At 55.6% G+C, this 26,306-nt stretch carries 21 protein-coding genes; 5 read left to right on the top strand and 16 right to left on the bottom strand.

The genetic code is table 11. From position 1 onward, the window contains the following. Window positions 1-61 precede the first annotated feature (61 nt). The 7 genes from R5L00_RS01900 to R5L00_RS01870 form a co-directional block, all read right to left on the bottom strand. Window positions 62-331: a hypothetical protein gene (locus R5L00_RS01900; RefSeq protein WP_146164534.1), complete on the bottom strand. Its 270-nt coding sequence runs from the start codon at window positions 329-331 to the stop codon at window positions 62-64. Window positions 332-538: 207 nt separating this feature from the next. Then, window positions 539-976, bottom strand: coding sequence for a CHRD domain-containing protein (locus R5L00_RS01895; RefSeq protein ID WP_317653061.1), 438 nt, complete (start codon window positions 974-976; stop codon window positions 539-541). A 443-nt stretch (window positions 977-1,419) separates the two neighbouring features. After that, a complete protein-coding gene (locus R5L00_RS01890; RefSeq protein WP_317653060.1) occupies window positions 1,420-2,682 on the bottom strand; it encodes a GAF domain-containing sensor histidine kinase in 1,263 nt (420 codons plus the stop codon). Window positions 2,683-3,058: 376 nt separating this feature from the next. Next, window positions 3,059-3,520 (bottom strand): CreA family protein, encoded by a 462-nt coding sequence (locus R5L00_RS01885; RefSeq protein ID WP_375136113.1) that lies wholly within the window; start codon window positions 3,518-3,520, stop codon window positions 3,059-3,061. A gap of 71 nt (window positions 3,521-3,591) precedes the next feature. Beyond that, entirely contained in the window at window positions 3,592-5,169 is a 1,578-nt protein-coding gene (locus tag R5L00_RS01880; protein ID WP_317653059.1) for an alkaline phosphatase D family protein, read from the bottom strand. 112 nt (window positions 5,170-5,281) lie between these two features. Beyond that, complete coding sequence (locus R5L00_RS01875; protein ID WP_317653058.1) at window positions 5,282-6,670, bottom strand: hypothetical protein; 1,389 nt, start codon at window positions 6,668-6,670, stop codon at window positions 5,282-5,284. Between the two features lie 199 nt (window positions 6,671-6,869). Continuing rightward, window positions 6,870-7,367, bottom strand: coding sequence for a hypothetical protein (locus R5L00_RS01870; RefSeq protein WP_317653057.1), 498 nt, complete (start codon window positions 7,365-7,367; stop codon window positions 6,870-6,872). 278 nt (window positions 7,368-7,645) lie between these two features. On the opposite strand from R5L00_RS01870, the gene R5L00_RS01865 reads away from it, so the two are divergent. Beyond that, entirely contained in the window at window positions 7,646-8,290 is a 645-nt protein-coding gene (locus R5L00_RS01865; protein ID WP_317654215.1) for an SRPBCC family protein, read from the top strand. A 105-nt stretch (window positions 8,291-8,395) separates the two neighbouring features. On the opposite strand, the gene R5L00_RS01860 is transcribed toward R5L00_RS01865, so the two are convergent. The 3 genes from R5L00_RS01860 to R5L00_RS01850 all read right to left on the bottom strand — a co-directional run bounded on the left by R5L00_RS01860 (window position 8,396) and on the right by R5L00_RS01850 (window position 11,299). Continuing rightward, the gene (locus R5L00_RS01860; protein WP_317653056.1) at window positions 8,396-10,015 is read right to left on the bottom strand and encodes a phospholipase D-like domain-containing protein; all 1,620 of its coding nucleotides are present in this window, start codon (window positions 10,013-10,015) and stop codon (window positions 8,396-8,398) included. 85 nt (window positions 10,016-10,100) lie between these two features. After that, window positions 10,101-10,415 (bottom strand): phage protein NinX family protein, encoded by a 315-nt coding sequence (locus tag R5L00_RS01855; protein WP_107692540.1) that lies wholly within the window; start codon window positions 10,413-10,415, stop codon window positions 10,101-10,103. A gap of 29 nt (window positions 10,416-10,444) precedes the next feature. Continuing rightward, window positions 10,445-11,299 (bottom strand): neutral zinc metallopeptidase, encoded by an 855-nt coding sequence (locus R5L00_RS01850; protein WP_107692541.1) that lies wholly within the window; start codon window positions 11,297-11,299, stop codon window positions 10,445-10,447. Window positions 11,300-11,800: 501 nt separating this feature from the next. On the opposite strand from R5L00_RS01850, the gene R5L00_RS01845 reads away from it, so the two are divergent. Then, complete coding sequence (locus R5L00_RS01845) at window positions 11,801-11,977, top strand: hypothetical protein (protein WP_181320361.1); 177 nt, start codon at window positions 11,801-11,803, stop codon at window positions 11,975-11,977. Window positions 11,978-12,061: 84 nt separating this feature from the next. On the opposite strand, the gene R5L00_RS01840 is transcribed toward R5L00_RS01845, so the two are convergent. After that, a complete protein-coding gene (locus R5L00_RS01840; RefSeq protein ID WP_317653054.1) occupies window positions 12,062-15,376 on the bottom strand; it encodes an EAL domain-containing protein in 3,315 nt (1,104 codons plus the stop codon). Window positions 15,377-15,712: 336 nt separating this feature from the next. Between R5L00_RS01840 and R5L00_RS01835 the strand changes: the two genes are divergently transcribed. Then, window positions 15,713-16,594 carry a hypothetical protein gene (locus R5L00_RS01835; RefSeq protein ID WP_107692544.1) on the top strand — a complete coding sequence of 294 codons (882 nt, stop codon included), beginning with the start codon at window positions 15,713-15,715 and terminating at the stop codon, window positions 16,592-16,594. A gap of 146 nt (window positions 16,595-16,740) precedes the next feature. Here the strand turns inward: R5L00_RS01835 and R5L00_RS01830 are convergent, their stop codons facing one another. After that, window positions 16,741-17,475, bottom strand: coding sequence for an HAD family hydrolase (locus R5L00_RS01830; RefSeq protein ID WP_317653053.1), 735 nt, complete (start codon window positions 17,473-17,475; stop codon window positions 16,741-16,743). A gap of 4 nt (window positions 17,476-17,479) precedes the next feature. Beyond that, window positions 17,480-18,478 carry a phosphotransferase gene (locus R5L00_RS01825; RefSeq protein WP_317653052.1) on the bottom strand — a complete coding sequence of 333 codons (999 nt, stop codon included), beginning with the start codon at window positions 18,476-18,478 and terminating at the stop codon, window positions 17,480-17,482. A gap of 301 nt (window positions 18,479-18,779) precedes the next feature. Between R5L00_RS01825 and R5L00_RS01820 the strand changes: the two genes are divergently transcribed. Together R5L00_RS01820 and R5L00_RS01815 are read left to right on the top strand one after the other, a co-directional pair. Next, the gene (locus R5L00_RS01820; RefSeq protein ID WP_317653051.1) at window positions 18,780-19,946 is read left to right on the top strand and encodes an HAD-IC family P-type ATPase; all 1,167 of its coding nucleotides are present in this window, start codon (window positions 18,780-18,782) and stop codon (window positions 19,944-19,946) included. Then, the gene (locus R5L00_RS01815; protein ID WP_317653050.1) at window positions 19,897-21,324 is read left to right on the top strand and encodes an HAD-IC family P-type ATPase; all 1,428 of its coding nucleotides are present in this window, start codon (window positions 19,897-19,899) and stop codon (window positions 21,322-21,324) included. Before R5L00_RS01820 ends, R5L00_RS01815 begins: the two co-directional genes overlap by 50 nt. A 94-nt stretch (window positions 21,325-21,418) precedes the next feature. Here the strand turns inward: R5L00_RS01815 and R5L00_RS01810 are convergent, their stop codons facing one another. The 3 genes from R5L00_RS01810 to R5L00_RS01800 form a co-directional block, all read right to left on the bottom strand. Further along, window positions 21,419-22,144, bottom strand: coding sequence for a Crp/Fnr family transcriptional regulator (locus tag R5L00_RS01810; RefSeq protein ID WP_107692547.1), 726 nt, complete (start codon window positions 22,142-22,144; stop codon window positions 21,419-21,421). Window positions 22,145-22,357: 213 nt separating this feature from the next. Further along, a complete protein-coding gene (locus tag R5L00_RS01805) occupies window positions 22,358-22,786 on the bottom strand; it encodes a hypothetical protein (RefSeq protein ID WP_317653049.1) in 429 nt (142 codons plus the stop codon). A 9-nt stretch (window positions 22,787-22,795) separates the two neighbouring features. Beyond that, a complete protein-coding gene (locus tag R5L00_RS01800) occupies window positions 22,796-26,221 on the bottom strand; it encodes a FecR domain-containing protein (protein ID WP_317653048.1) in 3,426 nt (1,141 codons plus the stop codon). Between the last annotated feature and the right edge of the window lie 85 nt (window positions 26,222-26,306).

Below are 26,306 nucleotides of genomic sequence, written 5' to 3'. Positions count from 1 at the left end.
TCCGTACCGGAAGGACCTGTCCTTCAGGTTAGGGCCAGCAATGCCCAACCGGAATCCGGCATCAGAGCAAAGGCTCGTCCGCCGGGTCTACAATGGGATCCCCGGGAGAGGGGTCGGGATCGATTGGCCGGGGATCTACCGGCTTGTCGGGATCGAAAGGCTGGGGATCTTCGCGTGGCTTGTCCGGGTCGATAGGTCGGGGCGGGTCCTGTACCGGTTTTTCCGGAGCGGGATCGGGACGGGGTCCCGGACTGGGGTGATCGGGGCGGTCTGTGCGCCCCGGCCCATCCGGTAGGTTCTGGCTCTGGGAATTCTGCATGTAGGTTTTCATGAATTATATTCTGAAGATCTCGAATAGCTTAGTAAGCCGTCATTGGGATTGACTACGCGCCAGAGTGCTAAGCGCAGCGAGCCCGGTGCTACGGGCAGCGCTTTTTTCCATTTCTCCCAATACTGCCGTGTTATTGGTTCCACCGGTTCGGCGATAGCAAGTCTAGATCGGCAAGGTCCAAGCCGGCAGCGATAGGCCTCGTTCCGGTCAGCGTTTTATCTGGCCGCGTATCTCGCCGCCTTTATGCTCGTTGCTATGGACGTTGATGTAGAGGCCCCCCGCCTTGGCCGCATCGTATTGCGCGTCCGTCAACTTCGCGCCGCTTTGGACCGACCACTCGTTCTCACCGGTCTTTTCGAGGCTGATGATGGGATCGCCCGTTTTGCCGGTGGGCGCTTCATGGATATGCGCACCTGTAGGCTTGATGCCACTAACGGTGATCTTGCCTTTGATGGTTTTATCATCCTCAACCGTGATGGTCCCGGTTCCGGATGCAGAAGTCTGGACTGGAGGCACCTCCTGGTCGCCGCTCAGCGTAATCTTGATTTCGCCCGCCGTGGCGAAGCCGGAGACCCCGGCCAGGGCGGCGGCCATGAATGCAAGAAGTGCCAGGGTGAATCGCGACTTGCGTAGAATTATGCTCATTGAGTTATCTCCTTCGGTGAAAAGGCTAAAAAAGGTGGTGGCTGCTTAACTGGTTCCGCCGCTTTCAGGTTCCGCGCTTTTTCCGCTTTACTTTAACGGGATAGGAATATTGGGGCGGCCGCATATTGGTCTTGTGACGGCGGGAGGCAGCCAATAGGTCGAATTCTACCTATTCGATCAGGATGAGTCCGTACGGTAGCGTACGTAGGTGAGCAATTCTCATTTAGATTAGCAGGTGAATTGCCGGACATCTCCGCAAGTTACGTTCATGTTGTCCCGCTGATTACTGGCCTGTTGCGCCATTTTATTCTGGGCTAAGCGGCTAACGCTGCGCCTTGGAGAGCGCCATCAATTACTACGACAATCTCTCGGGATGCGTATTGCTCGTTCGCCACGGGCTCGTAACGCACAGAGCGTATTCCCTTACTCTGTTCGTTCGCCCATCATTCATTGACTTTGAATTGCGGCGGTTCGGCTGATGGCACATCAATCCAGAATGTACTACCGACCGCGACAGAGCTTTCAACACCGATTTCTCCTCCCATAAATTCAATCAGTTTTTTGGTAACGACCAATCCAATCCCAGTACCCTCCTCGGAGCCGGCTTCCCGGCCAAGCCGATTGAACGGGTTAAACAATTTGCTGATTTGTTCTTGCGTCAATCCGGGACCTGTATCCCGGATGCTGATGCGGGTCATCCCGGACTCATTTTGAGAATACTCAACGGTGACATTGCCCCCCTCGCGATTATATTTAATCGCGTTGGTAAGAAGATTGATTAGAACCTGCTTCAACTTGGTCTCATCCGCCAGAACATACGAAGGAAGCCCGTATCGGGAAATATGCAATCTGACATTCTTTTTTTGGGCGAGGGATTTAATCATCGTTTCGCATTCTTTCAGGATATTGACTAGTAATAGCGGTGTTTGGGACAGAGATAATTCACCCGATTCGATCGCTGCAGAATGCAAGAGTTGATTAATGAGACTCAATAGATACCATCCCGATTCAAGAATATGTTCAATACTTGTCTTTTGGGATGGCGTTGGCGGTGGATTACCCATTTGCATAAGCTGGGCAAATCCAAGTATGGCATTTAGGGGCGCTCGTAATTCATGACTCATACTGGAAATAATTTCCGATTGCTCCAAACTCGTTTTTTTATTGGCAGCTTTGTTTCGGATTATCTGTGCCAATGTTCGACTGGAGGTTAAACTTGATTCCACTCGACGCATGACTAAATACGCCAGGTCTTGTAAGTTGGCGATGTCTCTCTCGTTCAATACTCGAGGTTCGCGATCAATAATCCATAGCGCGCCCAAATTGAAACCTTGTGTCGTGATCAGAGGCGCTCCCGCATAAAACCCCATACCGGTCACCTCGGCTGCAAGCGTTTTTGTAAGCAGGCCGGTATCAACGCTCGTATTCTCAACAATACAAGGTGATTCCCACAGCATTGCGGCCGCTGGGAGTCCGGGTGCAAACCTGATTTCGGTGGTTTCAAGGCCATACTTCGAGACAAGGCGAATATGATCGACATCGACAATGCCGATGATCGAAACCGGGACATTAAACAGTCGCGCCGCCAAGGCGGTAATTCGATTAAAAGTGCCGTCGATGGAGTGCTCAACCAATATATCGTATTGTTTTAATGCAAGGAGGCGGTCTGTTTCATTCAGTGGCATTTGAGCCCGATCAATTTTCATATACCCGCTACCTTGTACAGCAGGCACGGAGGGCTTAAGGATACGACGCCGCGCATTGATCGCGGCCGCAGCTCACATTCATGCAAAGGCAATGAAGCCGCGCAAGTCATTTTCATAGGCGCGCCGGCTGCGGGCTGTCGGTGAATCATCAGAGCCTCAGAGTGGTATCTTATTATTCGTTCAGCATTCCAGATAACAGACAAGCCGCTCAGAGCCGCAAAATTGCGGCTGCTGCTTTTGCTGCTTGAGAACCAGGCCCAACCAGACAATAGGCGGTACAAGCGGAATGCGACTCTGTCATCCGGCCTATCGGATGCTCCCGCTTTCGATTCTGGCCTTAAAGACGCGTCAAGGCGTTATCTGCCGGCGTTATTGCCTATTTAACCGGTATGGGAGTGGATCTTGTGACAGGAACGGCGGTAACGCTATTTTGCGGGCTGCCTTCTATGATCCTGTCGGAATAAGTGAGATAGATGAGCGCATTGCGTTTTGGGTCAACGACCCGAACAACATGCAGGCGCTTGAACAAGATCGACATGCGTTCGGTGAACACGTCTTCCTGCCGCGGAAGCCTTTCGGTGAAATGCAGGGTTTCGGCCACCTGCCGGCAGGCGATGGAGGCTTCAGCCCTATCTTCCGCAAGGCCAACCGTGCCTTTTATACCTCCTGTCCGGGCGCGTGAAACAAAGCACGTCACCCCCTGTACCTTGGGATCGTCATACGCTTCGATGACCACGCGGTCGTCCTTTCCGAGCCACCGAAAAGCTGTATCCACTTCCCCGATCATTTCGGCTTGCACCGGCGCTGCGGACAGCGCGTAGAAGAATGCAAAAACCATTGTTCGGATAACCCGCTGATCTCTCGCCATTCCTTGTTTCCTCGTCAAATATATGTCCGTCAGACTCCCGGTCAGCCGGGCTGTCCGATTTTTCCAACCGATGCCTTCGGCATTGCAAAATTAACCGGGTGTATGACCTGTGTGTAGGGGTAGGGCTGGCCTTCGATATGCCAGTTGGCCCAGATGCGGCGCTGGGCATCCGGTTCCAGCGCCAGCCAGTTGCGTGCGCCGATATAGAACTGGTGGGTGCCGGGGAATTCGATCATCACTGAACTGATATCCCGATCGGTCGACATTTCCTTGCCTACGGCGTTCTCCAGAAAGAACATCGCCACCCCCTGCGGAGGCGGATGAATGATTCCGGATGAGGTCAGCTGGATGATCTCCTGACCTGTGCCTCCTCCGTCGCTGCGCAGGTCGCGTATGAGGCCCAGGGCGCCTACATGCACATCCCCGGAGAGAAGCGTGACCCGGCTTTGCCGGGATCTGGAGAAATCCAACAGACGATGGATCAGGCGCAGGCACTCCTGCTTGTGCGGTATGCTGTTCCATTGGTCGCGCAGGTCATCTTCCAGTTCCTGCTGGCCCGGGAAGATTGATAACGCTTTTTCCAGTTCCGAAAAATCGGGATGGACCACGGGGATGGAACTCATTGCAAGCAGGTGAGTGCAATTGCCGGTCAGCGTGTCGAGCCAGTCGTACACCGCTTTCCAGGACACCTGCGAAATGACCTGGCTGTCGCTGCGCTCGGTGCGCATATCCAGCGCCACGATGGCAAGGGGTCCCAGGTTCAGCCCCAGGCTGAAAGCCTGCTGACCGGGTATTTTGGCGGGATGCGCTTCGTCCTCGGCGAGTTGCAGCTGAAACAGCGCGAAAGCGGCGCGCGCGCTTGCGAAGAGCCCCTGGTACACGTCGGAGGCCTGCAGCCCTGGATCGTAAGAACCCCATCCGTCAAAGATATCGTGATCGTCCCACATCATGAAGGTGGGGACGCTTGCGAACAGCGTTGTCAGGTCCGTCTGCCCCCACCACTTCACATACAGCTCGCGATAGAAATGCTCGACCGCACTCGCCATCTCCGGGGTGTAAGGATGGGATATTTTTTTCTGCCGCGGCAGCGCGAGCCAATCGTGCAACTCGGGAAGCGTATCGAACATCGGGTCGGCATAGATCTGGTCGCCCCCCATCAGCAGCAGATGGTACGGACTATCAGAATGCTGGCGGATAAGATTCCGGACCATGCCATATGGATCTTCTGTTTTCTGCATCAGCTTGTTGGAGGAAAATCCGGTGCACGAGGTATAGGCCATGTTAGGTATAGCGCCTTTCGCAGGCACATGAAATTCCCAACCGGAGGGTTCGCCTTTGATGCGATAGCTGATTTTTTGCGGGCTCCCGGTGAGCGTTACGACAAAATCAAACCGCCACGCTTGCCTGGCCGGAGAGGCATCGGGGAATGTCGCCAGTAATTTTGCCGTCGCCCCTGTAGACGCGGTGGCCGGGGCCGAGCCTGGACCGGCGGCTTGCCATTCGAGCGACGGCTTTTTTTCGCCGCTGTCGCGGACGATCAGCACGGACACGCACCATTGCCGTTCAGTATCGCCCTTCAAGCCCCTGAACGAGAGGATGGGACCCAGCTTTAACCCCATGTCAATTCTCCCTCATATTGAAATCACCGCCGTACCCGGCGCATGCGCACCGGTAACGTACAGTATAGGTTGTGCCCGCGATGCCCTAGTATGTTTCGGGGCCCGCACGGTATCAGGCTGGAGACGAAGGCAAAGCAGAAATATAGCGGATTGCGGTGCCGCTGGGCAGAAAACAATAGGCTGCGCCTCGGCAATTCACAAAACTGGAAAGCCCGGAAAGTTCAATGGGCCGCTTCTGGCCTTGCACGGGAATAAGGAACGTCGCGTTGGAGACCGAATTATCGCCAATAATAGGGTCCCGGATACCGCGCAACCCGGGCGCGAAGCTTCCCTTATTGGCCCACTCCGACATCAAGAATTCGAACTGATCCTTGATGCTGACGCCAATGAACAAACCGAGCAATCCGCGGTCGATACCGTCGCCGGGGTTCAACGGATCGTAGGGCGGGCCATAGGGCAGGCCGCGGCGGATAATGCGGCGCTTGAGGCCGCTATCGCCGGCCACGACGGAGTTGCGCGGGTTCATGCGGCGAATATGCGATCCGAGGGGGCAGCGGTAGCCGCGCCTGTCATCAAACGCATCCCGCACGCTCGTGCTGGGCACGTAGTCGAAGCTGTTGCGCTTTTCCAGCGGGATATGGTTCCCGGGGGAATCGGGCGATAGAGACAGCGGCACGCCATTCCGCCACCGCCCGCAGAGCTTGGCCGCGATCAGTTCGCGGTCCAACCCCGTCTGGATCGCGGCCTCAGTCAGGAATTGCTCGAAGCCATCGCAATCCTGGGACAGGATACGAAACGCGGCAAAGCTGCCATTTTCGCCAAGGGCGGGCGGGATGGGCGCGGGGTAGGTGAAGTCCGCATACTGGCTGGGATGACCGAACAGGAATTCTCCAGCCGGCGCCTTCGGTAGCACATCCGGCACGGCAGGCGGGAGGCCGCCGTCAATAGTGGGTTGAGCGAAACCATCGCGATAGCCAAAGTGTGCTTTGCTTTCCGGCAGGCTGCGGGCTTCATGCAGAGATAGCTCGGACATGGCCCCGTCGCTGGCGTACATAGCCCTGAGCCGGGTGGTAACCTGCTCCATCACGTCTTCCGTCTGCGCAAAAAGGAAGAGCAGGACATGCAGGTTGGGACTGGCAAGTTGGCCGATCCAGTTTTCCGGGCTGCTTCGCCCCGTATCGCCGACTCGTTCGGCGCGGGCCACCGCGCCAGCCGCAAACTCCTCCGGAAATGACGACAGCGAGTCAGGCGGAACCCCGAGCGCAGCAAGGCCGGGATAGGTAAGGCCGACATTCAGGCAATATGACGGTTTGACCGTCCAGTCGGTCGCGGTCGCGAGTTGCGGCAGATCCTGGGAACTGGTGGCGCCTTTGACGAGTTCGCCGAGAAAATGTCGTGCCGCCTGGGGCTCCACAACCTTCAAGGCAAATACGCGCAGCGCCGGCATGGCGTAGGTGCGGAGGATGAACCCCTGGATATCTGCATGCGCTAAACCTGGCATAGTCATGAGTCAAAGTGTGGTGTTAATGCAGGTGCAGGCTGCTACTTTCGCCTCTATCTCTATTTTCTATTGCCCACTACCATGCTCACAAGTCAGCGTAAGCCCTCGGCATAGCGATCTCAAGCTGGATAAATGATCGGGCATCGCGATCAGACATGGCGTCAGGACGGCGATCAGCCACTTCGGTCAGCCGTAATGATCAGCCATCCGTGAGTGCCGCCTGGATATCCAGTACCGTTGCGCTCGGGTAGGCGCTGTAAAACGGTTCAATTCCACCCAGGTCGTTGGCTTTGACGTATTCTCGGAACTGGCTGCGGTTGCGCTGAACAGGAAGCGGCGGCGCCCCCTCCATGTGCTCGAGAAGCGCGTTAAAAATGTCGCCAATCTCGTCTATGAATTCATTGAGATAGTCATCGAAGGACCCGTCATAGGTGGTTATGATCGCGAGCTTGGTATTGTTTTCGAGGAAGACGAAGCGTGCAAAATGCACGATCCTGAGCTTGTCCAGCGCAATCCAGATCGGGTTTTGTTCCGGTAGAGCGGATTGAATTTCCTGGATACGGGCGTTGAGCGCCTCGAAGTCTTCGGACGATCGGATCGTCATGATTAAGGTCAACGGGCTCTGGACCGGTTTTCTCCTGGTCGCGCCGGGATCGGCGTCATCGCTCTTGCCGGTGCTAAAGTCAAATAAACCCATATCGCGTCTCCTCGGATTGCCTCATGATCGTGACCGGCTCCGGCTCCAGCTCCAGCCCCTTGTTATTGCCAGTCGCGCATACAGTGGACTCATAAATCGTCCTGGCTATTCGCCTGGATAATACTATTATGTGTGTAGGGGCTTTAATGGCTTTTTCAGTCGGCCTGGCGCACAGTCGAACACGGTAGCCAGGCATTCAAAAACAGCCGATGAGCTTTGCTCAAACCCGCGATTGGGCGATAATAAACGACAAACCCTCAAGCTGAAAATGGATCGTGATGAAAAGATTTGAAATCACGTGTGCCGCTGTGCTTATAAACTTGTTTCTGGGTAATGCCGTGGTCGCCGGGGATGAAACGCGGACCGGCAGGGTATCAGCGCCAGCCTCGATCTCGAGCAGAAATTCCGACGCGCTCCCCGCTAAGAACATTGCCGTCCGGGTACGGAACGATGGTGAACAGATTACCGTGGAGGCGACCTTTGTTGTCCCGATTTTGCCTGAGCAGGCATGGGCGGTTTTAACCGATTTTGACAATATACCCAACTTTAATTCCGGCGTTATTTCCAGCAGGGTCACGGGCAGAACGGGCAATCGCGTGTGGGTTTCTCAAAAGGGGGCGACAAAGTACGGCTTTCTTACTTTTTCCTACGACTCAAAGCGGGAAATTGATTTGTTTCCTTTTAGCAAGATTCAAGAGCGCCTGACGAGCGGCAGCATGCGCAAATTGGAAGAGACGACACAGCTAACTCCCGAAGGGGATCAAACCCGCATAACGTATCATGCGGTTTTCATTCCCGGCACCTGGATTCCTCCGATGGTGGGAAATGCTTTCATAAAGCATGAAGCGCGCGAGCAGTTCGCGGAACTCGTCAATGAAATGATCAGACGCAACCAAGTTAAAATCGCCAGCCGCGAGCCATAGCTGCACGGTTGAAGATAATTGTCTTGTGTCCGTAGAATCTCATTTTCCCATGCAGGATGCGTTTGCCGCAGGGAGATTGCCTGGACGGCTCGGCGCTTCAGCGTTTCAGGTCTCGCGTGATTGATCGGCCGACGCCCCCTCAGGCGCGGCCGGCGTTTTAGGCCTTATCTCGCGCAGCAGCAAGGGCGTTTCCGCGCGGCTCTTGACAGGCCCGCCGCTATCATCGATTCTGTTGGACTGCCCGTTGAAAGCGGCATTGTCTTTCCCGTTCACATGCAAATGATAGGCCTTGATCAGTAGCGAGATGCCTATCCAGCCGGCGATCAGCACAAAAGGAACCGTTATCAGCAACGGATGCAGGAGCGCGGCCACAGCCAGCGATAACAGCACCGCGCCGCCAAACAGCATGATTTTTGCCTCGGCCGCGCCGAGAACAAGCTTGTTGGTAATCGCGGCTCCAACGGTATTTCCCACCCGAATCGCCCCCGCCGTCAATCGGCTGGCACTTCCGCGCCGGGGTTGACGCAGCCCCCTGGGTTCAGGTGGAACCGGTTTGTTCGCCCGGGAGCTGGCAACCGGGCGTACGCGGTTTTTCTCGCTGAGCACGATTTCCGTCGCGTTGTCCAGGTCCTGGAGGTACATCTGCTCCATTTCGTCCCCAAATTCAAGGTTTTCCACGGCCACATCGAGTTCCCAGTTTCCGATCCAGCTCGCCAGGTTGAGATTGCTTGAGCCGACACGGGCCCAACGCCCGTCTGCGACGGCAGTTTTGGCGTGAAGCATTGACCCGTTCCATTCAAAGACGCGCACTCCGGCTTCCAGCAATGGTCGATAACCCGCGCGCGAGATCGGCCGCAAAAACCTGAGATCGCCGCTTGATCCTGGAACAAGCAGCCGGACATCCACCCCGTCCATTGCCGCGCCCCGCAATGCCTGAACATAGCTTGTGGTGCCGACGAAGTATGCGTCGGTAAGCCAGAGTGTTTTTTGCGCCAGCACTGCGATCAACTGTTCCAGCCGATATAATCCGGCTGTCGCAGCGCTGTCTCCAAGGACTCTTATGTCTACCGCTCCTACTGTCGGCAGCGAATCCCGCGTCGGAATTTCGTGCGCAGGCAACTCCGGCCCGGTCTCAGCCCACGCGCGCGAAAAGGAGTGCACGATGTCGGCTACCACGGGGCCACGTACCTCGACGCCTGTATCGCGCCATGGCGGAATATTCTTTTCCGGAAAACCCGTCCACATCCGTCCGACACATAACCCGCTGACATAGGCAACGCTACCGTCCACGCAGAGCGATTTGCGGTGCAGCCGGCTTAACCAGCCCAGGGGACTGTCGAAGCGCGGCGGATTGAAGCATCGAACCTCGACGCCTCCTTCACTCAGGCGCCTCCAGAAGGCGTTACCCGTTTCCGTAAGGCCGCCCATCCAGTCGTAGATCAGCCTTACCGTCACACGTTCCTTTGCCTTCGCAATAAGCGCGTTAGCAAACTGCTCGCCGATGTCATCGTCGCGAATAATATAATTTTCAAAATGAATCGTTTTATTCGCGCAGCGGATCGCTTCCAGCCAAGCTGGATAATTCTCTTCCGCGTCCCTGAGCAGGCGAATCCTGTTGCCGTGAACGAGCGGCGCGCCGGCTGCGCGCGAGAAGGCCTGAGCCGCCAGGACGCGCGGCGTGGACGTCGCTTCGCGGGGGGATTCGTTCAGCTTCGCGTTGGCCATGTGTATCTGGCTAGCTCGTGTGCGTGGCGCACGATATGTGCAGCCAGCAAAGGCGTGGAAATATGATTGTGATTGTAGGACTTTCTCAATCGCTGACCTCTTCGCCAAACTTGGAGTCGACATAGCAACGCATTGCCGCTACCAGTGGCGTGAGTCCTTTTTGCCGGTTCCGACCCGACCTCATGTAGGCTACGCAATGTTCCGATCCCGGTTCAAGGCTGTGACCCAGGTTTATCCCCTCCCTCTCTATGATCGGCCCGCCTTGAGACCAGTCAGCCGACGGCTCCCAGCGCACATGGTCGATGAGGCAATGTGCGTCAACTACATGCACCTCCGCTGCGCCGTTGGCCTTGGCCACCCAGTAATCGAGCAGCTCATCCTTAAGCTCGGATACTTTCATTAGATTTCCCTTTCACCGTTTCCGGTATGTCATAGCTGGCCGGTTTCCAACGTATTGCACTGCCTCAGGCTGCCGCTTTTCAGCCCGCGCGAGAACCAGCTCACTCGCTGTGCGCTTGTTCCATGGGTAAAGGTTTCGGGCACAACCGTGCCCTGGCTCTTGCGCTGCAGCGAGTCATCCCCGATTTTTGCGGCGGCATTCAGGGCTTCTTCAATGTCACCTTGCTCGAGCCATCCCTTCGATTTCTGCGAATGAAAAGCCCAGACCCCGGCAAGGCAATCCGCCTGCAGTTCAACCCGAACCGATAAGGAATTCGCCTGGGCTTGCGGTGCCTGCCTGCGCAGGCGGTTAACACGGTCCGAAATCCCCAGAAGGTTCTGCACATGGTGACCGACTTCGTGCGAGATTACGTAGGCCTGAGCGAAGTCCCCGGTAGCGCCAAGCCGGCTCTCCAGCGTGTCGAAGAAATCAAGATCGATGTAGATGCGCTGATCGTCCGGGCAGTAGAACGGTCCCATCGCGGCGCTGCCGTGGCCACAGGCGGTTATGGTCGCTCCGCGAAACAGCACCAGCTTAGGCGCCTGGTAAGTGGCGCCCTCCTGCTGCATGAGTCCTGCCCACACATCTTCGGTATCGGCAAGCACAGTTGAAACAAAGGCCGCGTGCCTGTCGTCGGGTGGTGGAGCTGGTGCCGGCCCTTGCTCCTGGATTGCGCCACCGCCCGAGATAAGGCTCAGCATGGTGAGCGGATCCACCCCGAACAGCAAACCGCCGAGCAGCGCCACGATAACTGTGCCGATGCCGATGCCGCGTCCGCCGATGCCATACCCGCTGCCCCGGCGATCCTCGACGTTGCTACTCTGACGTTGGCGCTCCCATTTCATGCGAGGTTCCTCATCCGTGTAACAGGAGACATGTGCTCCCTTGCTTGATCGCGCCTATGGCTAAGCCACGTCCGATCTTGATTACGCATGTTCATACAGCTTTCCCTGTATAAATAAGGCAATGCGTGAAAATTATAGTTCCAGGTCTACCACAACATTCAAGTGGTTATGGCGAACCTCCGTGTTCGCGTTCCAGTCGTCCTCGCGGGGAAAGTGCGCCAACGGTGCGCAGATCATCATATTTAGCACAGATCGGCACGGACCGGTGGGGTTATCTCCACGGGGTTAGTTCCATGCAGCGACTGATGAACACTTTACCGACTCATTGCCACACATTCAATGATGCAATGGTTGAGTTTCGCCAGGTCTGCTTTTAATTTTGCGATGCGTTATCATATGCATGTACCCTTGCTCGTTCTGATCGGGGCATTCGAACATGAATATCAGCGCGAACAGATACCACGTGGATTTGCACCACTTTTATTACTAGATTGCGGAGGCATGATGAAAAGAATGATTCAAGTTGGCATGCTGTTGCTTGTCATCCCGGCACTGTCCGGTTGCTGGCTCCTTGCAGCGGGAGGAGTTGGGGCGTACGGCGGATACAAGATGAAAGAGGAAGGCTATACAGTTCAGAACCCGGTGAAAAAGGAAGCGCCCGCCGAGTCATCGAAATAGAATCGGTAGATCAGGGGTTGATGGTGGTCGGGCAGGGCAGGTAGAACGGAGTTCGTGCGCGCGAAAGCAGCACGTAAAATCCGCTTACTGAGTTGCAGGACGCGGCGTCCATGTTGCCACCCACTGTTCAAACTCGCTTGCGGTCATCGGCCAGGCATAGAGATAACCCTGGCCTTCCTTGCATAGGACGCCTTGCAGAAACTCCGCCTGCGCTTTAGTCTCCACTCCCTCGGCAATAATCCGGAAGCCCAGGCTGTTCCCCATCGCTACGATGGCTGTGGCGATGGCTTCAGCGTCGGTATTTCCCGGCAGGCCATGTACAAAGGATTGGTCAATCTTCAACCGGTCAACCGTGAACTGCCGGAGAGATGAGAGGCTTGAGTAGCCGGTTCCAAAATCGTCGATCGCCACTTTTACCCCCAGTCCAGCCAGCTGCCGCAATTTTTCCAAAGCAGGCTCCACCCCTTGCATTACCACGCTTTCGGTGAGTTCCAGTTCCAGTCGTTCGGGCGGCAGCCCCGATTTCTTGAGGGCGCGCTTGACGACATCGATAAAGTCTGTCTGGCGGAACTGGACTGCCGAAACGTTGACCGAGATACTCACTTCGAACAGGCCACGGTCGCGCCAGAGCCGGGCCTGCTGGCAGGCTTGATACAACGCCCATTCGCCAATTCCCAGTATCATTCCACTGTCTTCCGCCACGGGTATGAAACGCTGAGGGGGAATCAGCCCTTGCGTCGCGTGCCGCCACCGGAGAAGGACTTCTGCGCCAATGACGTGTCCAGTCTCAAGCTCAATTTGCGGCTGATACACCGGGAACATCTCACCGCGTTCGACCGCTCCGCGGAGATCGCGCTCCAGGCTGAGCCGTTCAAGCGCCCGTGCTGTCATGTCCTCGGAGTAGAACTGGTACCGGTTGCGGCCCGATTGCTTGGCCGTGTACATGGAGGCGTCTGCGTTTCGAATCAGAGTGCTCGGCTCGGTGCCATTGTCGGGATAGATGCAAATGCCGACACTTGCGGTCAGCGACAACTCATGCCCCTCGATATGGTACGGCTGCGATAGCGTGAAAATAAGCTTTTCCGCGACGCGCGCCGCATCTTCCGCTGACTCGATGTCGCTCAGAAGAACGACAAACTCGTCGCCGCCTACGCGGCTCACAGTATCGACGCTGCGAATCGCCGCCTGCATGCGTTCGGCTACCACCTGAAGCAGGCGGTCGCCAATCTCATGACCTAGCGAATCATTGATCGGCTTGAACCGGTCCAGGTCCACGAACAGTACAGCGAGGCGGCCCAGCACGCGCGCCGCGCGTTTTATCGCCACTTTCATGCGGTCTGAGAGCAGCGCGCGATTTGGAAGCCCTGTAAGGGCGTCGTAGTGGGCAAGGTTCAGGATACGCCGCTCCGCCGCCTTGCGCTCGGTAACATCACGTGCAAGGACAATGAACCGGGGCGCCATTCCGGGATGGACATGCTTGCGTGAAACCGAAAGCTCGTACCAGAAGGTGCCTTGTGCGAATTGCAGCTCCAGTTCCTTCCCGGACGAGAGGCCCTGCTCATTAGCCTCATGCAATGCGGATACGATTACCTCGCTTGCGCTCGGGGAAAGGACTTCGGAGATTTTTTGTCCAAGCAGCTCCTCAGCGCGCAAGGCGGGGAAGCCGGTGCGCGCGGAATGGTACGCATGACAGCGGCCCTCCAGATCAAGTTCGAACAGCAAGTCGGGTATGGCGTCGAGCGTGGCCTGCAGCTGGCTCCGGGCTGCCAGGATTTCCGCTTTCTGGTTTTCCTGTTCGGTAATGTCCCGAATCATGGCGACAAAGTAGTGGGCGCTGCCGTCGTCCCGCCGCACGCATTTCACGTCGAGATTCGCCATAACGATAGTGCCGTCCTTGCGGATGAAACGCTTGTTCATCGCATACCCGTCGGATTCGCCATGCATCACTCGCTCAAACTCGGCAAGATCTTTTTCAATGTCTTCCGGATGGGTCATTTCCAGCCAATCCTTTTCCGCAAGTTCATCGCGTGAATAACCCAGGATCTCGCATAGTTGGTTATTGAACCGCAGCCAGCGCTTGTTGTCGGGAGCGGTGATCGCCATGCCAATGAATGGCAGCTCGTAAAAGTATTTGAGAAGACGGTCCTGCTCGGCGGTGCGAATCGCCAGAGCCAGCTGGTGAGCGCGCCGCTGCTGGCGCCAGAGGCGCAGCAATACTACGCTGACCGCCGTAATCGCGAGCAAGACGACGATGCTGACCCAGAACACCAGGGTCCACAATTGCGTGAGTACCTCACGCTGGTCGATTTTGGCGATGAGATGCCAATCGGAGCCGGATATTGGCCGATAAGCGGCCAGCACCTGCTCGCCACGATAATCCACTCCATGCATCTCACCGTGGGGCGGCTCACGGGCGCCGATAGCTCTGGTCAAGTCGTTGCGGGCGGAGAGATCGATTTCTGCTGGCGGAGAAGGATGCTTGAGGTGGCGCCCGCGGTTGAGGTAATGAACAGTGTTGTTTTCCTGGCGTATAAGCAGGATTTCTGCGCTTTCGCTGCTGCCAGGCCATTTCTCGACCAGGGGGAGCAGAAATTTACCGAGATTTGCGCGCAGCACCACGAGCGCGACCGTTTGTCCGTTCGGCGGGTCAGAGACCAGCGGCAACACGTAATCCAGCCAGGCCCGGCCGTTTTTATCCAGATACAGATCGCTGCTCTGTGTTCGTCGGCTGCGCAACGCTGCAGACAGCAGCGTCTTGCTGACCTCCGGCGTGTCGGGTTGTTCGCCCAGCGTCAGCAGCGTGTGGCCCGCTGTGTCGAGGAGCAGTATAGACTCGTAGCTATAGGCTTTCATGATAGCCTTCAGCCGGTTGCGGATCAGTTGCCGATTCCGGTCCGCGCCTGTCTCTTGCATGCTTGCCACGCGTTCGATGAAGGCCTGACTGGCACCCAGCACCTCCGCATCGCCACCTCGTTCGTCCAGCCAGATTTCGATCTGCTCCGCCTTGAGATCGGCGATGGTATGAAGGTCATCATACATTCTTCGTTCCATCTCCGGCCCATATACCTTGACAATGCCGACGCTGACCAGGGGGGCGACCATCGCGAGGGATACAAACATCAGCATTAACCGGTTCAGCTGGAAGCGAACGGAATCGGGGGCCGGTATGGAAGGGGGAACGACCGTATCGCGGGCGAACTTCAGCAGGGCATAAAACAGACCGCTGCTTGCGATAACAAGGACCAGTTCCTTCATAAAATAGGCCTGGCTCCGCAATGTCGGATCGTCCAGCGTAAGCGAGATCAGATAGCCCGCAATCGCCATCCATAGCGTTGAAAAGCTGGCGTAGAGGAGAACGAGGAGCCAGACCGGGCGCCTCAGCATATGACGGTCGAGCAAGGTAAAATCATTATTATCTGCGGAATGGAAGAGCCCTCTTTAACGGGCAACTCTGAACAACACTTGATTGTTGAACACAAATAGAAGGAAATAGAAGGGCTCCAGGCTAATAGTTGAGCATCCGAAGCGTGGGCCCGTCTGTATGATTGTTAACACTTCATGCTTAGACACTGCATTAATTCAAAAATGCATGCGTTTATTCACCCCTGCACACCGTGCCTGTGCAATCAGGGTCACGTTATGCCTGCCGTGGTCTTATACTATTGCGACTCTGAACCAGCCTGCCGGGCAGGCATCTCTTATTCATCGGTTTATGACATTTTTCGGAGGTATCCCATGAAAAACCGTAGTGCCAGTATGACTGCGCGCCTTTCCCCCCTTCTGCTTATTACGTCCCTTTTACCGGTGGAAGCAGCCGCTCTGGATGCCTGTCACAATATTCTCACGGCAGGTTTCTACGACGAGTATTCCAAGAGCGAGGCAAAGGTTAGAGACCGCTCGCTTTATGCGGAACTTTGCTCGCTCAACTATGAACAGGCCCAAGCCGCGATAAAACAAGCGCGGCAATCCGGGGATGATGGGAGGCTGGGACTGACGTATGGGCTTTTTACGCTGGATGACGACGGGGTCAACGAAGGCCTGAGCGCCGGGGTGGGGTCATCGAGCACTTCCCTCAGTGAAGATCGGTTCAGGCAGTGGAAGGCCGGGTATTGTTCGAAGAATTCAGAAGCGGAATCGTCTCAGGCCGCCGAGTTTTTAATACAGACGGTCACCACCGGGGCAGCGGTGGGTAGCGGCGCCACAGCCCGGGCTGTGCAGGCCTGGTCCAGTTGCATGAAGAAGCGCGAGGGATTGACTTGTTGGGCTTCGCCACGCGCGCCGGAAAGCGAAGAGTTTGTGCTGAATGTCAACTGGACAAAGACGGGCGTCAAAGAATTGCAGGCACAGCCCGAGGTGCAGTATTCTTATCTCACCCGAGGAGGACGCTCGAAATTGGACGGCGCGCCAGACAAAAGAATTTTACCCCCCGGGCATAAACTGGCTTCCGGAACCTCGCAGATCCCGGTAGAACGATCAACGGATAAGGGGATTACCGCCACCCTCAAGGTAAATCATGCGGGAACGGAACAGAGCTGCAATGTGTTTATTCCCGGCGATACCGATTTTACATTGTCGGCGCCGTTCATTAACCGGCTGAAATTGAAGTATCCGGGTTAAACGACCGACATTGAAGGGCTGGGCAGTGCTTCCGGACGATGCGACCCCGTAGTGGGAGACAGGCGTTCCGCCCGTAATCCATGCCGTGGCCTTGCATCCCTCCGCTGTCCGATCCCCGCTCCGCGGGATCTCTCGGGTCCCTCGCGCTACGCTCTCGATCGCTCCAGCGCCGCCATTCCCTCGAGGACATCTTCGAATTGCCGGGCGCGATAATGCGGCGACACGTTTTCGAACGATTTCGCGCCTTGATTCGAGTCGACGAAAATGGTTTTGATTCCGAGCAGCGCGGCGCCGTAAGTGTCGCGGAACATATCGTTGCCCACGCAAATAACCTCGGATGGCTCAAGGCCCATAATATCGATAGCCTTACTGAAGAGCCTTGAATCGGGTTTCCTGAAGCCATGACGGCTTGAGATGAGGACAGGGTCAAAGTAGCCTTCCAGCCCTACGGCGCGGAGTTCGGGGATTGCGTAGCAAGATTGGGCATCTGTTACCAACGCCAGCCGGTAACTGGCCTGTAATGTATTCAATACTTCTTTTACGCCTGGGTATAGTTGCAGCCGATTTCGCGATATCGCGCGATAAATCTGGGCAAGCACCTTCGCCAACTGTCCACGGGTGGGGCCGAACCTGATTCCTTCCTGCATCAGAAACTCATTCCATATCGCTTCCACGTCGATTTCCGCGTATTCCTCGCCACTCGCTTCCCGCTGCTGTTTCATGATGTGGTAATAGCGCTTCTGAACCTCGCCGCGGTGCAGATACACTCCGTGGTATGTCAGGTAGTGGGCAATGGCGCGGTATATTTCATCCATGGATTCGTCTGTTTCAATGTCGATCAGCGTTCCGTAGAGATCGAATAAAATTCCCTTAATGGTCATATAGTTACCTTAATGTTTTGCCGGCTTCATCCAGTAGCCGCCGGCTGTAGTGACCGCCAATCCACCCGTTGCGCGCGATACGGAGGAGGGTGAGGCCCGCATAAAAGGGGACACGGCGGGTGATCGATGCAAAAGCAGCATGGCGGTCGGGAAAGTGGCAGGCATATTCCCACAGGAAGTGCCCGATGAAGGGTTCCGCCAGCCATTTGTTACCCGCGTACTGAATATAGAAGTGCTGAAGCTCACCCACGACCCTGCCAAGATCGAACACCCGGTCCGCAGATTTCATCCGTTCCAGATCGATAACGATGACCCAAAGGCCGTCGCCGAAGAGGATGTTGGGCGGCGTGACATCGCTGTGTACGAGGACCTGCCGATCTTCCCACATGCAGCTTTGACCAACCCAACGCTCCTTGAGCTGCCGGAATTCCCGAACCTCGTCCGGGCCGAGGCGTCCTGCATTTATCAGATTTTGAAGGATATGATCGAAATATTCGGAATCCTTGGTGAAGTCCACCGTGCGCTCATGTACGGTTCGATTGTGCAGGCTCGCCAGGAAATAGGCGAGCGCGGTGAGTTTTTCAAAAAGCGCCTCCCGCGCGCTGTTGCGGATGGCGTTGAGAATGAATGTGGCAAGCGACGTGCCGTAGCAGAATTCCTCCATCAACACCTTGTTCAGATTGGCGTTCCGCCCCAGAGGCCTGGCTACGTAGTGAGGGTAACCCGTAAATCCAATACTTCGCAAGTAAGTCAAATTGTTGAATTCCCGTTCCATGCGCCGGGTAGCAGCCTCGGGGTCCAGGTCGGGCAGGCCGCCGAAGAATTTCCCGATGACTCGCGTCTGACTTTGCTGATCTTCATACAGATACACATGATTCGATGCCGGCAGCTGATACACCCGGAATTCCGGAGAACGAGTTTTGACGCCGAGCTTCGGGACGATATCGTCCCGAAGGTACCCATACAAAGGATCGTCCGTGGATAGATGGCCGAGGTATTTCATGAACCTTGCAGTAGCTGTGTTGTAATAATTTTTATTGGTCCGTATTCCGGCTTAGCCACGGATCTCCGCGAATGGCGAATGATCGTTACTGTACACAATCACAATAGTACAGAATAAGGAAACGCGCCCAAGTTGACGCAAGGTAGCGACGCTCTCTGGTTTAGGAGGCAGGGCAGGTGCACGCAGGCCAGACGAAGCCGGATGCGCCTGTGCGGGATTCATGCGGGCGGCGGATTATGCGGATTATAAGTTGGGGGGTGTGATAGAAACCCGGGCGCAGCGTTTGGAAGGGAGCTACCCAGTGAACGTGAATACAATTCCATGGTGGGCGAAAAGTGTTGAGGAAACCGCAAAGGATATCGGCGGGTCAATGAACGGCCTTACGGCCGCTGAAGCCGCCATAAGGCTAAGGCGGTATGGCGCCAATGCTTTGACCGTAGATAAGTCTTCGCGGGTTGTATCCCTGATGTCGCGCCAGTTAAGTTCGCCTATCGTCCTGGTATTAATTGCTGCAGCAATCCTGTCGTTTGCCCTGCACGATGCAACCGATGGCCTCATCATTCTGTTTATAGTCGCCGCCAGTGCGCTTCTCGGCTTCTGGCAGGAATTTTATGCCGCGACAGCTATCGAACGGTTGCAGAAAATGGTGGAGTCCCAAGCCGAGGTGGTGCGGGATGGCTGCGTCATTAAAGTGCCTTTATATGAGGTAGTGCCGGGCGATCTCGTGCAATTTTCCGCTGGGTCCGGCGTTCCCGCGGACTGCCGCTTGCTGGAGCTGCGCGATCTGTTCGTGAACGAGGCGGCTTTAACCGGCGAAACCTTTCCGGTTGAGAAGATTCTCGGCAATTTGTCTGCGGATACACCAATGACGCGAAGAACCAATGCCTTGTTTCAGGGGACTCATGTGGTCAGCGGGACGGGCCGGGGTCTGGTGGTCAGGACCGGACGCGAGACGCAGCTCGGAGCCATCCTCGCCCATCTGCGAGCCCGTCCGGAGGAAACAGAGTTTGAGCAGGGCGTGCGCCAGTTCGGTATGCTGTTGATAAGGGTAACGCTGACCCTTGTTATCCTCATATTTGCCTTTAATGTTTATTTGGAAAGGCCGGTACTCGACTCCTTCCTTTTCGCATTGGCGCTCGCGGTCGGCCTGACTCCCGAATTACTGCCGGCTATCATCAGCGTCAACCTGGCGAGCGGCGCTCGCCGCATGGCCGCCAAGAAGGTTATCGTCAAGCGGTTGGTATCAATCGAGAATTTTGGCAGCATGGATGTGCTGTGTTCTGATAAAACCGGTACGCTTACGGAGGGCACGGTCCGGCTTGAGGGCGCATTCGCCCCCGACGGCAAGCAGAGCTTGCGCACGCTGCAACTCGCGGCGATCAACGCGACCTGCCAGACCGGCTTCCGCAACCCGATCGATGACACGATCAGTGCAGCCGCTCAGCCGAGCGGCGGTCGTCCGCCTTGATGAGATTCCATACGACTTTACGCGGAAGTGCCTGAGTGTGCTTGCGTCTGTGGGCGGGGAGACTGTGCTGGTCACAAAGGGCGCCTTCGCCCAGGTACTTGAGATATGCGACACGGTAGAGCTGAGCGATGGCGGCATTTTTGGAATTGCTGGGTACGAAAACGCAATCCGTGAGCAATATACCATGTTCAGTCAGCGCGGATTGCGCACGCTGGGCGTTGCCATGAAGACAATGCCGGGTCGCTCGACCATCGAGCGAGCGGATGAGAGCCCCCTTACGTTCATTGGATTTCTGGCGTTTGCTGATCCACCAAAGGCCGGCGTTGCAGCCGCGATTCAGGAACTGCGGAGTCTGGGTGTGGCACTTAAAGTGATCACCGGGGATAACCGGCTGGTTGCCCGGGAGGTTGCGTTGCAAATCGGCCTGGACCATACGCACATGATCAGCGGCCAGGAGCTCCAGCAGGTTAGCGATGAAGCATTGCCGCAGCTGGCAAGCACCGTAAATATTTTTGCAGAGATCGAACCGAATCAGAAAGAGCGCATTATCCGCGCATTGCGCGAGGCGGGACATGTGGTCGGGTATCTTGGCGACGGTATCAATGACGCGCCTGCGCTTCATTCGGCAGATGTCGGTGTGTCGGTTCAGGGCGCGGTAGACGTGGCGAGAGAAACCGCCAGCATTGTGCTGCTCGAGCGAGATCTGGCAGTGCTCGCCGCGGGCATCCGGGAAGGACGTACAACTTTTGGCAACACGCTGAAGTATGTGTTTATGGCGACGAGCGCAAATTTCGGCAATATGTTCAGCATGGCGGGTGCATCACTTCTTTTACCGTTCCTGCCTCTGCTGCCGAAGCAGATCTTGCTGACCAATCTGATGACTGATCTACCCGAGATGTCTATAGCAACGGATCGCGTGGACGCCGAATGGATCGATCGTCCGCAACGTTGGGACGTTACATTCATTCGTCAATTCATGCTCAAGTTCGGCTTGCTCAGTTCCGTTTTTGACTTTCTTACCTTTGGTGCGCTGTTTTTTATTCTTAACGCATCACCTGAAATGTTCCGCAGCGGATGGTTCGTGGAATCTGTCGTTTCGGCCTCATTGATTGTTCTGGTAGTCCGGACTCGCCGTCCTTTCTGGCAAAGCAGCCCATCCAGAGCGCTCATGCTCGCAACCCTGGCTGTGGTAACGGCTGCTATAGTGCTTCCATATACGCCTCTCGCGCAGTTGTTCGGTTTCGTACCCCTGCCATTCCTTTTCCTGGGTGTCCTGGGCGTGATCGTGCTGGCATATATTGGCTCGGCAGAGATTCTGAAGCGGGAGTTTTACAATGGCCACGTCAACCGGACCGAATCCCAGCTTCGCAACGTATGATCGGGCTATGAGCCAGTCGCACAAAGCGTGTGAGGTGTTTTAATCTCGTTTAGTTATCTGGAAGAATCACGGCTATGACAGTTATATTATCTGGCTAGAGACGATGGAGCCCCCGGGCTTCTTCAACCATTCTTTTCAACTTTGCAATATCCAGTATGTGTAATTCATGGGATTCGCGTATGACCAGTTTGGCGCGGGCCAGCGCGTTCAATTCCCGAGTCACTGCTTCACGATGGGTGCTGAGAAGATTGGCAAGTTCAGTATGAGTGGGTGCTGGTGAAATCACGCCCATGTTTGGCGCCGCTGTTTGCCTTTTTGCAAGTCGCAATAATTGGATATGAATACGATTGCGGACAGAAAGTGTGCTGTAATCAAAGACACGCTCGGTTAAACGGCGCACTTGTCCGGCTAAACGCTTGAGGATAGCCAGTGATATATGTGGGTTGGATTGAAGGAGATTCAGGAAATCGGGTGCGGACATGGATGCCGCTATCGAATCTGTTTTAGCAATTACAAGGGCGGAGCGGGCAAGGCCATCAATGGCCGTTACTTCGCCAAACATTTCGCCGGCCGGCAGGTCGCATAAGATAACTTCATGGCCGGACGACGAGTAGTAGGTAATGCGAATCTCGCCTTGTACGATAAAGAAGGTGTGGTTCGTATCTTCCCGATACCCGACGATATGCTCCCCTGAATAGTAATGATGCCAATGGCAGCATTTGGCTACAAGCGCAAGATCTGTTTGGTGAAGATGCCGAAATTCCTTGATAACCGCAAGCATTGCGCTGGCACGTTCAGCTGTGATGTCTGGCGCAATCATCTCCGGTCTCTCCTCTCATCTATGTGCGACAACTCGGCAGGTTTCCGTGAGCACGTACAGGAGCGCTCCGTTTGCAAGGGGCGAGCGGGGGCAACGCAGCGCGCTTCCCATTGAATCTATATAGAACCCGTGGGATTTCCGTCGTTCAACGTCGTGCCACCTTCACCGTAATCACGGATAAGCAGAGAATGGTGCCAGAGATAGTATGTGCGCTTAGGCGATCGGCTTTCGCTCCCCAACGGGACATCCACGGCCTCCTATACATACTTCGTGAGCTTCAATCTGCGCGCCATCCTGATTTCGCTCGCCTCTTGTCAGCCACCAGCAGCCATCCGCTTCCTGTCTGATTTGAGTGGAAAACTTTCCTCCGCCGGCATCATCATCCGTCGGGTCGTCCGCGGGCGGATTTTGCGCCTCACTGTGTGCCGGGTGTTTCATATCGCTGACCGTGAGAACGTGTATATGGTTGCGCTTATCGATTACGATGGCAAATTGAACGTCCAGGATACTAACCGCCTCACGTATATTATCAGTGACTTTTATATGCACGTCCTTGGCTGGAGCGATGGGGGTCGCGGCGGCTACCGGTGCCGCTAAAGTCAAAGTTACCACTCCCGCCAATATCTTCGTTATTGCGCTCATTTTTTCTCCTTAAAAGTTTAACGTAACACGTAAAAACAAAGTGCGATGCGGGGTGAAACGTTGATAGTAAACAGGTTCGGATGCCTGGAAATTGACATTCCTGTAGAAGAAATCCTCGTCCAGAAGATTTCTGCCTTCCAGGCTTAAAATACCTCGTCGGTTAGACAGTCGATAACCTACGGCCGCATCCAGCAAAACGAAGTCGTCAACCCCGGAATTTTCGCCCGTACGACTTTTTACTTTCTGGTGAACATATGTTGTCGTCATTTTCGCAAATACGCCCGAAGGATGGTAGAAACTGACGTTGACCGGCGCGCTTGCCGTTTCAATTCCATACGGTCCGGTTGTGGAGGCGTCCCGGGCAAATTTTTCAAATTGAAACTCGCCTTTGGCCGAGAAATATGGATGAGGTAATAAGTAAAGGTATGCCCGATAGAGTTTTTCCTGTTGGCTTTCGGTTCTGCTGTAAGTCAGATTATCCGAGAAAAATGGAACGCCAAGGTTGCGGTCCGAGATTTCCACGCCCGCGTACAAATTCTCGGATACGACAGCATCAAGGCCTGCTCCCCTGCGTCGCGCCGTCGTTCCGTTCACGTCATCAAATAGCTGGTTGAACCCCGCGACCTGTGTAGGCTCAAGCGTTGGATTCGCAATGAGAGCCGACTTGACCGTCTCGAACCATGCAAGCCGCAGGCGAAGCCTGCGCGTAATGTCCCATTGCAACCCGAATTTCGGATTAAATTTATCGATTTCGAAATTTGTGCCGTCCTTCAGGGAGACGTAATTTCCACCAATTGTTCCGGTGATATTTCCGGGTAAATTTATATTTGTGTAGAGATAACCGCTGTAGCGTTCCCTCCTGAAGTTTCGCAGCCCTAAATTGCACTCCATGAACTGGGGACATGGCACTCCGAAATCCAGCCTTTCTCCTTTACTCGCATCGATTTGATATGCCCCGCCCCCCGTGGTTACGTTGTACCGTTCGCCGCGGAGAAGATATTGAGCTTCCGCTTGATAGCCTCTGCTTTTAGTTGTGGTTGTATCGGTAACATTTGTTCCGGCAAACGTGTTGTCCGGAACATTTATCAAAGCCTCTTTCCTATCAGTATAGATCCCGGACAGGATGAGATCCTGGTTGGGTGATAACGAATACCGCGCCCCGATCCTTGCCGTATCTTCGTCCAGTTTTCTCCGGTCTGGAGTAAAAACAGCAGGGTTAAAATTCAGTAACAAATCGCCGTGTTCAGTCTGGCGCGTGCGCACTTCGGCCTGCACATTAAAACGCGGAGTTACCGAATACTGCACGAATGCATTATAAATATTGTGTTTCTGATCATTGTTCTGACGAAATCCGTCGGTGTTGTAGTGAAACTGCCCGACACTGACTGAAGCGCGGCCATAAAGCGCCGAGAGCACAGCTTCGTCCCCGCGGGTGCTCTGGTTGCCTATCACGCCGGAAGCGACGAACTGGGGTTTGTTCCGCTCAAGCAACGGCGTAAATTCATTAAAGGCCGCCCTTGCCGGGCCCGTTCCGGTAATAATATTGAGATCAGCCACTGCGAGGCGCGGTTGAACCGGATTTACGTTTACGGGTTGCAGGAGTTGAGCCTGAAGAAGTTCGCTGACCCGGGCAACCTCATATCGGGGGGTGTCTGCGTAGGTGTCCGAGAGAAATCGATGCGCCGAGTGATTAGCAGGGTCGATAGTCAATGATTTAGCTGTTTCCACAATCGCGCGGTTCCCGAAAGCGAGATTGTCGTAGATGCGCGCCAGGCTGGAGCCGCGCGCCGCCTGATCCTGATCAAGCAATAGCCGAGAACGGTAGACTGCCCGGTTATCGTTCAGCTCGATGGACTTTTGAATATCGCGCAGAGCCTCCACCGGCTGGTTCCGGGTCTGTTTCATGATTCCGTCATAAAGCCAGGGTGTGGGATCATTGGGGTCCCGTTCTTTTGCCAGATCAAACTGCGTTCCCGCGAGGGGATAGCGCCTCTCTTCAAAATATGCTTTCCCGAGATAACTGCGGATGAGGGAGTTTGCGGGGTCGAGACTGGCGGCAATCTCAAGCTCAATCCGGCCGGCCTCAAGAGCACCTTCGCGTATTCTCGCAAGGCCAACACCAAGCCTCGGCATGGGATCGGTCTGGTCGAGCTCGACCGCGCGGGAGAAAGCGGCGTTTGCCGCGCCGGTGTCGATCTGGACGAGGTGGGTAAAGCCCAAAACGGTCTGCGTTCTGGCGAGATCCGGTTTGAGTCGCACAGCCTGTTGCGCAGCCTTGACGGCCCGCTCCGGATAACCGGCAGCCATCTGCAACTCAGCCAGCCGCGCCCATCCGAGGGCATTCTCTGGGTCAAGCTCGACCGCCTTTTTTGCGCCTTCCAGCGCTTCCTCGATCCTGAAGCGGGCTTGCTGCACGTAGGACAATGCCAGCCAGGCGGCAAAGGAGGCTGGATTCAGCTCGACCGCATGGGTGGCAATGGCGAGCGCCCGCTCATTATCGTTCTGCACGGTGGCGATCACGGCTTGCAGCGCGTAGGCGTCGCTGTTGCCGGGTTCGATTCGCAGCGCTTGAGCGATATCTGCGCTGGCTTCATTGCTGCGACCGGCCGACAGAAGGAGCCCGGCGCGGTAGATCAGGAAGCGAGGCGAGTGCTCGCCCTCAGGCACATCATGGAGCGCCGCGAGCGCTTCCGCAATTCTGCCGTGTTCATACCGGTCAATAGCAATACGCAAGTGTTGCGTTGCGGGTTCGTCGTCTGGCTGCTCGTCGAGCTGATAGCTGATAATCGCCGGATAGAATAACGCCCATTGGACGGCATCCATCGGACGCACGATTGTTTCTTTCCGCGGCGCCTGGTCCCTGGGGACAACCGCTGCCTCATTGTCCGCGAGGATAATGCTTCCGTGGCTATTGCTGGCCGAGAGCTTGCCCTCGTACATCACCAGCTTTGCCTGGTCCTGATCCAGCTCAATTAAAAATTCGGTTCCCTCGACGCCGGCATTTAAGAACGGGGTGTTTATTTTGAAGGGCTTTGGCGTCCTGGTCAGTACATGTATCGCGCCCGTGAGCATTTCCAGCAGCGTTTGACGCTCTCCATCCGCCCCCCCAAGCACGAGCGTGGTTTTCTGGTCCAGCCGGAGCACGCTTTCATTGCTGAGCCGCAGCGCTGCACGGCTGTGCTGCCGTACGCGGATCATATCGCTTGGGCAAAGACTATGGTTCAGTACCGCCGGCTGCCAGTTTTTTTCTTGGGAGCGGCGAACTTCTACTATCCCCTGCACGGAAACGACCAGGGCGATTGCAGGGGTGCAAAGTTCCGCGGCCGATGCATCAAAAACCGAGTTGAACAGGGCGGCCGCCAGGATCAGTAGAACCACCGCGCTATGTTTGCAGGCGGAGACTGATCTTCTTAGACCTTCCTGAGGATTATTCATTTTAACCAGTCATTCCGGTTTGCATTCCCAGTTTTTTCCCGTGCGCTGCCTCGGTTTTTTTTCACTAGATCCATTGAATCAAGTC

Origin of the sequence: Nitrosospira sp. Is2, from assembly GCF_033095785.1 — a bacterium.
In the GTDB taxonomy this organism is placed as follows: domain Bacteria; phylum Pseudomonadota; class Gammaproteobacteria; order Burkholderiales; family Nitrosomonadaceae; genus Nitrosospira.
The sequence above is the reverse complement of the archived record's forward strand: the minus strand, read 5'-3'. Positions and strand labels throughout refer to the sequence as shown.

Bases quoted from the DNA above. Each gene is read 5' to 3' on its own strand.
- R5L00_RS01845 (WP_181320361.1), top strand. From the start codon at position 11,801: ATGATGAAAAGAATGATTCAAGTTGGCATGCTGTTGCTTGTCATCCCG.
- R5L00_RS01800 (WP_317653048.1), bottom strand. From the start codon at position 26,221: ATGAATAATCCTCAGGAAGGTCTAAGAAGATCAGTCTCCGCCTGCAAA.
- R5L00_RS01825 (WP_317653052.1), bottom strand. From the start codon at position 18,478: ATGAAATACCTCGGCCATCTATCCACGGACGATCCTTTGTATGGGTAC.
- R5L00_RS01865 (WP_317654215.1), top strand. From the start codon at position 7,646: ATGAAAAGATTTGAAATCACGTGTGCCGCTGTGCTTATAAACTTGTTT.
- R5L00_RS01870 (WP_317653057.1), bottom strand. From the start codon at position 7,367: ATGGGTTTATTTGACTTTAGCACCGGCAAGAGCGATGACGCCGATCCC.
- R5L00_RS01805 (WP_317653049.1), bottom strand. From the start codon at position 22,786: ATGAGCGCAATAACGAAGATATTGGCGGGAGTGGTAACTTTGACTTTA.
- R5L00_RS01880 (WP_317653059.1), bottom strand. From the start codon at position 5,169: ATGGGGTTAAAGCTGGGTCCCATCCTCTCGTTCAGGGGCTTGAAGGGC.
- R5L00_RS01810 (WP_107692547.1), bottom strand. From the start codon at position 22,144: ATGATTGCGCCAGACATCACAGCTGAACGTGCCAGCGCAATGCTTGCG.
- R5L00_RS01815 (WP_317653050.1), top strand. From the start codon at position 19,897: ATGACACGATCAGTGCAGCCGCTCAGCCGAGCGGCGGTCGTCCGCCTT.
- R5L00_RS01895 (WP_317653061.1), bottom strand. From the start codon at position 976: ATGAGCATAATTCTACGCAAGTCGCGATTCACCCTGGCACTTCTTGCA.
- R5L00_RS01855 (WP_107692540.1), bottom strand. From the start codon at position 10,415: ATGAAAGTATCCGAGCTTAAGGATGAGCTGCTCGATTACTGGGTGGCC.
- R5L00_RS01860 (WP_317653056.1), bottom strand. From the start codon at position 10,015: ATGGCCAACGCGAAGCTGAACGAATCCCCCCGCGAAGCGACGTCCACG.
- R5L00_RS01875 (WP_317653058.1), bottom strand. From the start codon at position 6,670: ATGCCAGGTTTAGCGCATGCAGATATCCAGGGGTTCATCCTCCGCACC.
- R5L00_RS01850 (WP_107692541.1), bottom strand. From the start codon at position 11,299: ATGAAATGGGAGCGCCAACGTCAGAGTAGCAACGTCGAGGATCGCCGG.
- R5L00_RS01890 (WP_317653060.1), bottom strand. From the start codon at position 2,682: ATGAAAATTGATCGGGCTCAAATGCCACTGAATGAAACAGACCGCCTC.
- R5L00_RS01830 (WP_317653053.1), bottom strand. From the start codon at position 17,475: ATGACCATTAAGGGAATTTTATTCGATCTCTACGGAACGCTGATCGAC.
- R5L00_RS01835 (WP_107692544.1), top strand. From the start codon at position 15,713: ATGAAAAACCGTAGTGCCAGTATGACTGCGCGCCTTTCCCCCCTTCTG.
- R5L00_RS01885 (WP_375136113.1), bottom strand. From the start codon at position 3,520: ATGGTTTTTGCATTCTTCTACGCGCTGTCCGCAGCGCCGGTGCAAGCC.
- R5L00_RS01900 (WP_146164534.1), bottom strand. From the start codon at position 331: ATGAAAACCTACATGCAGAATTCCCAGAGCCAGAACCTACCGGATGGG.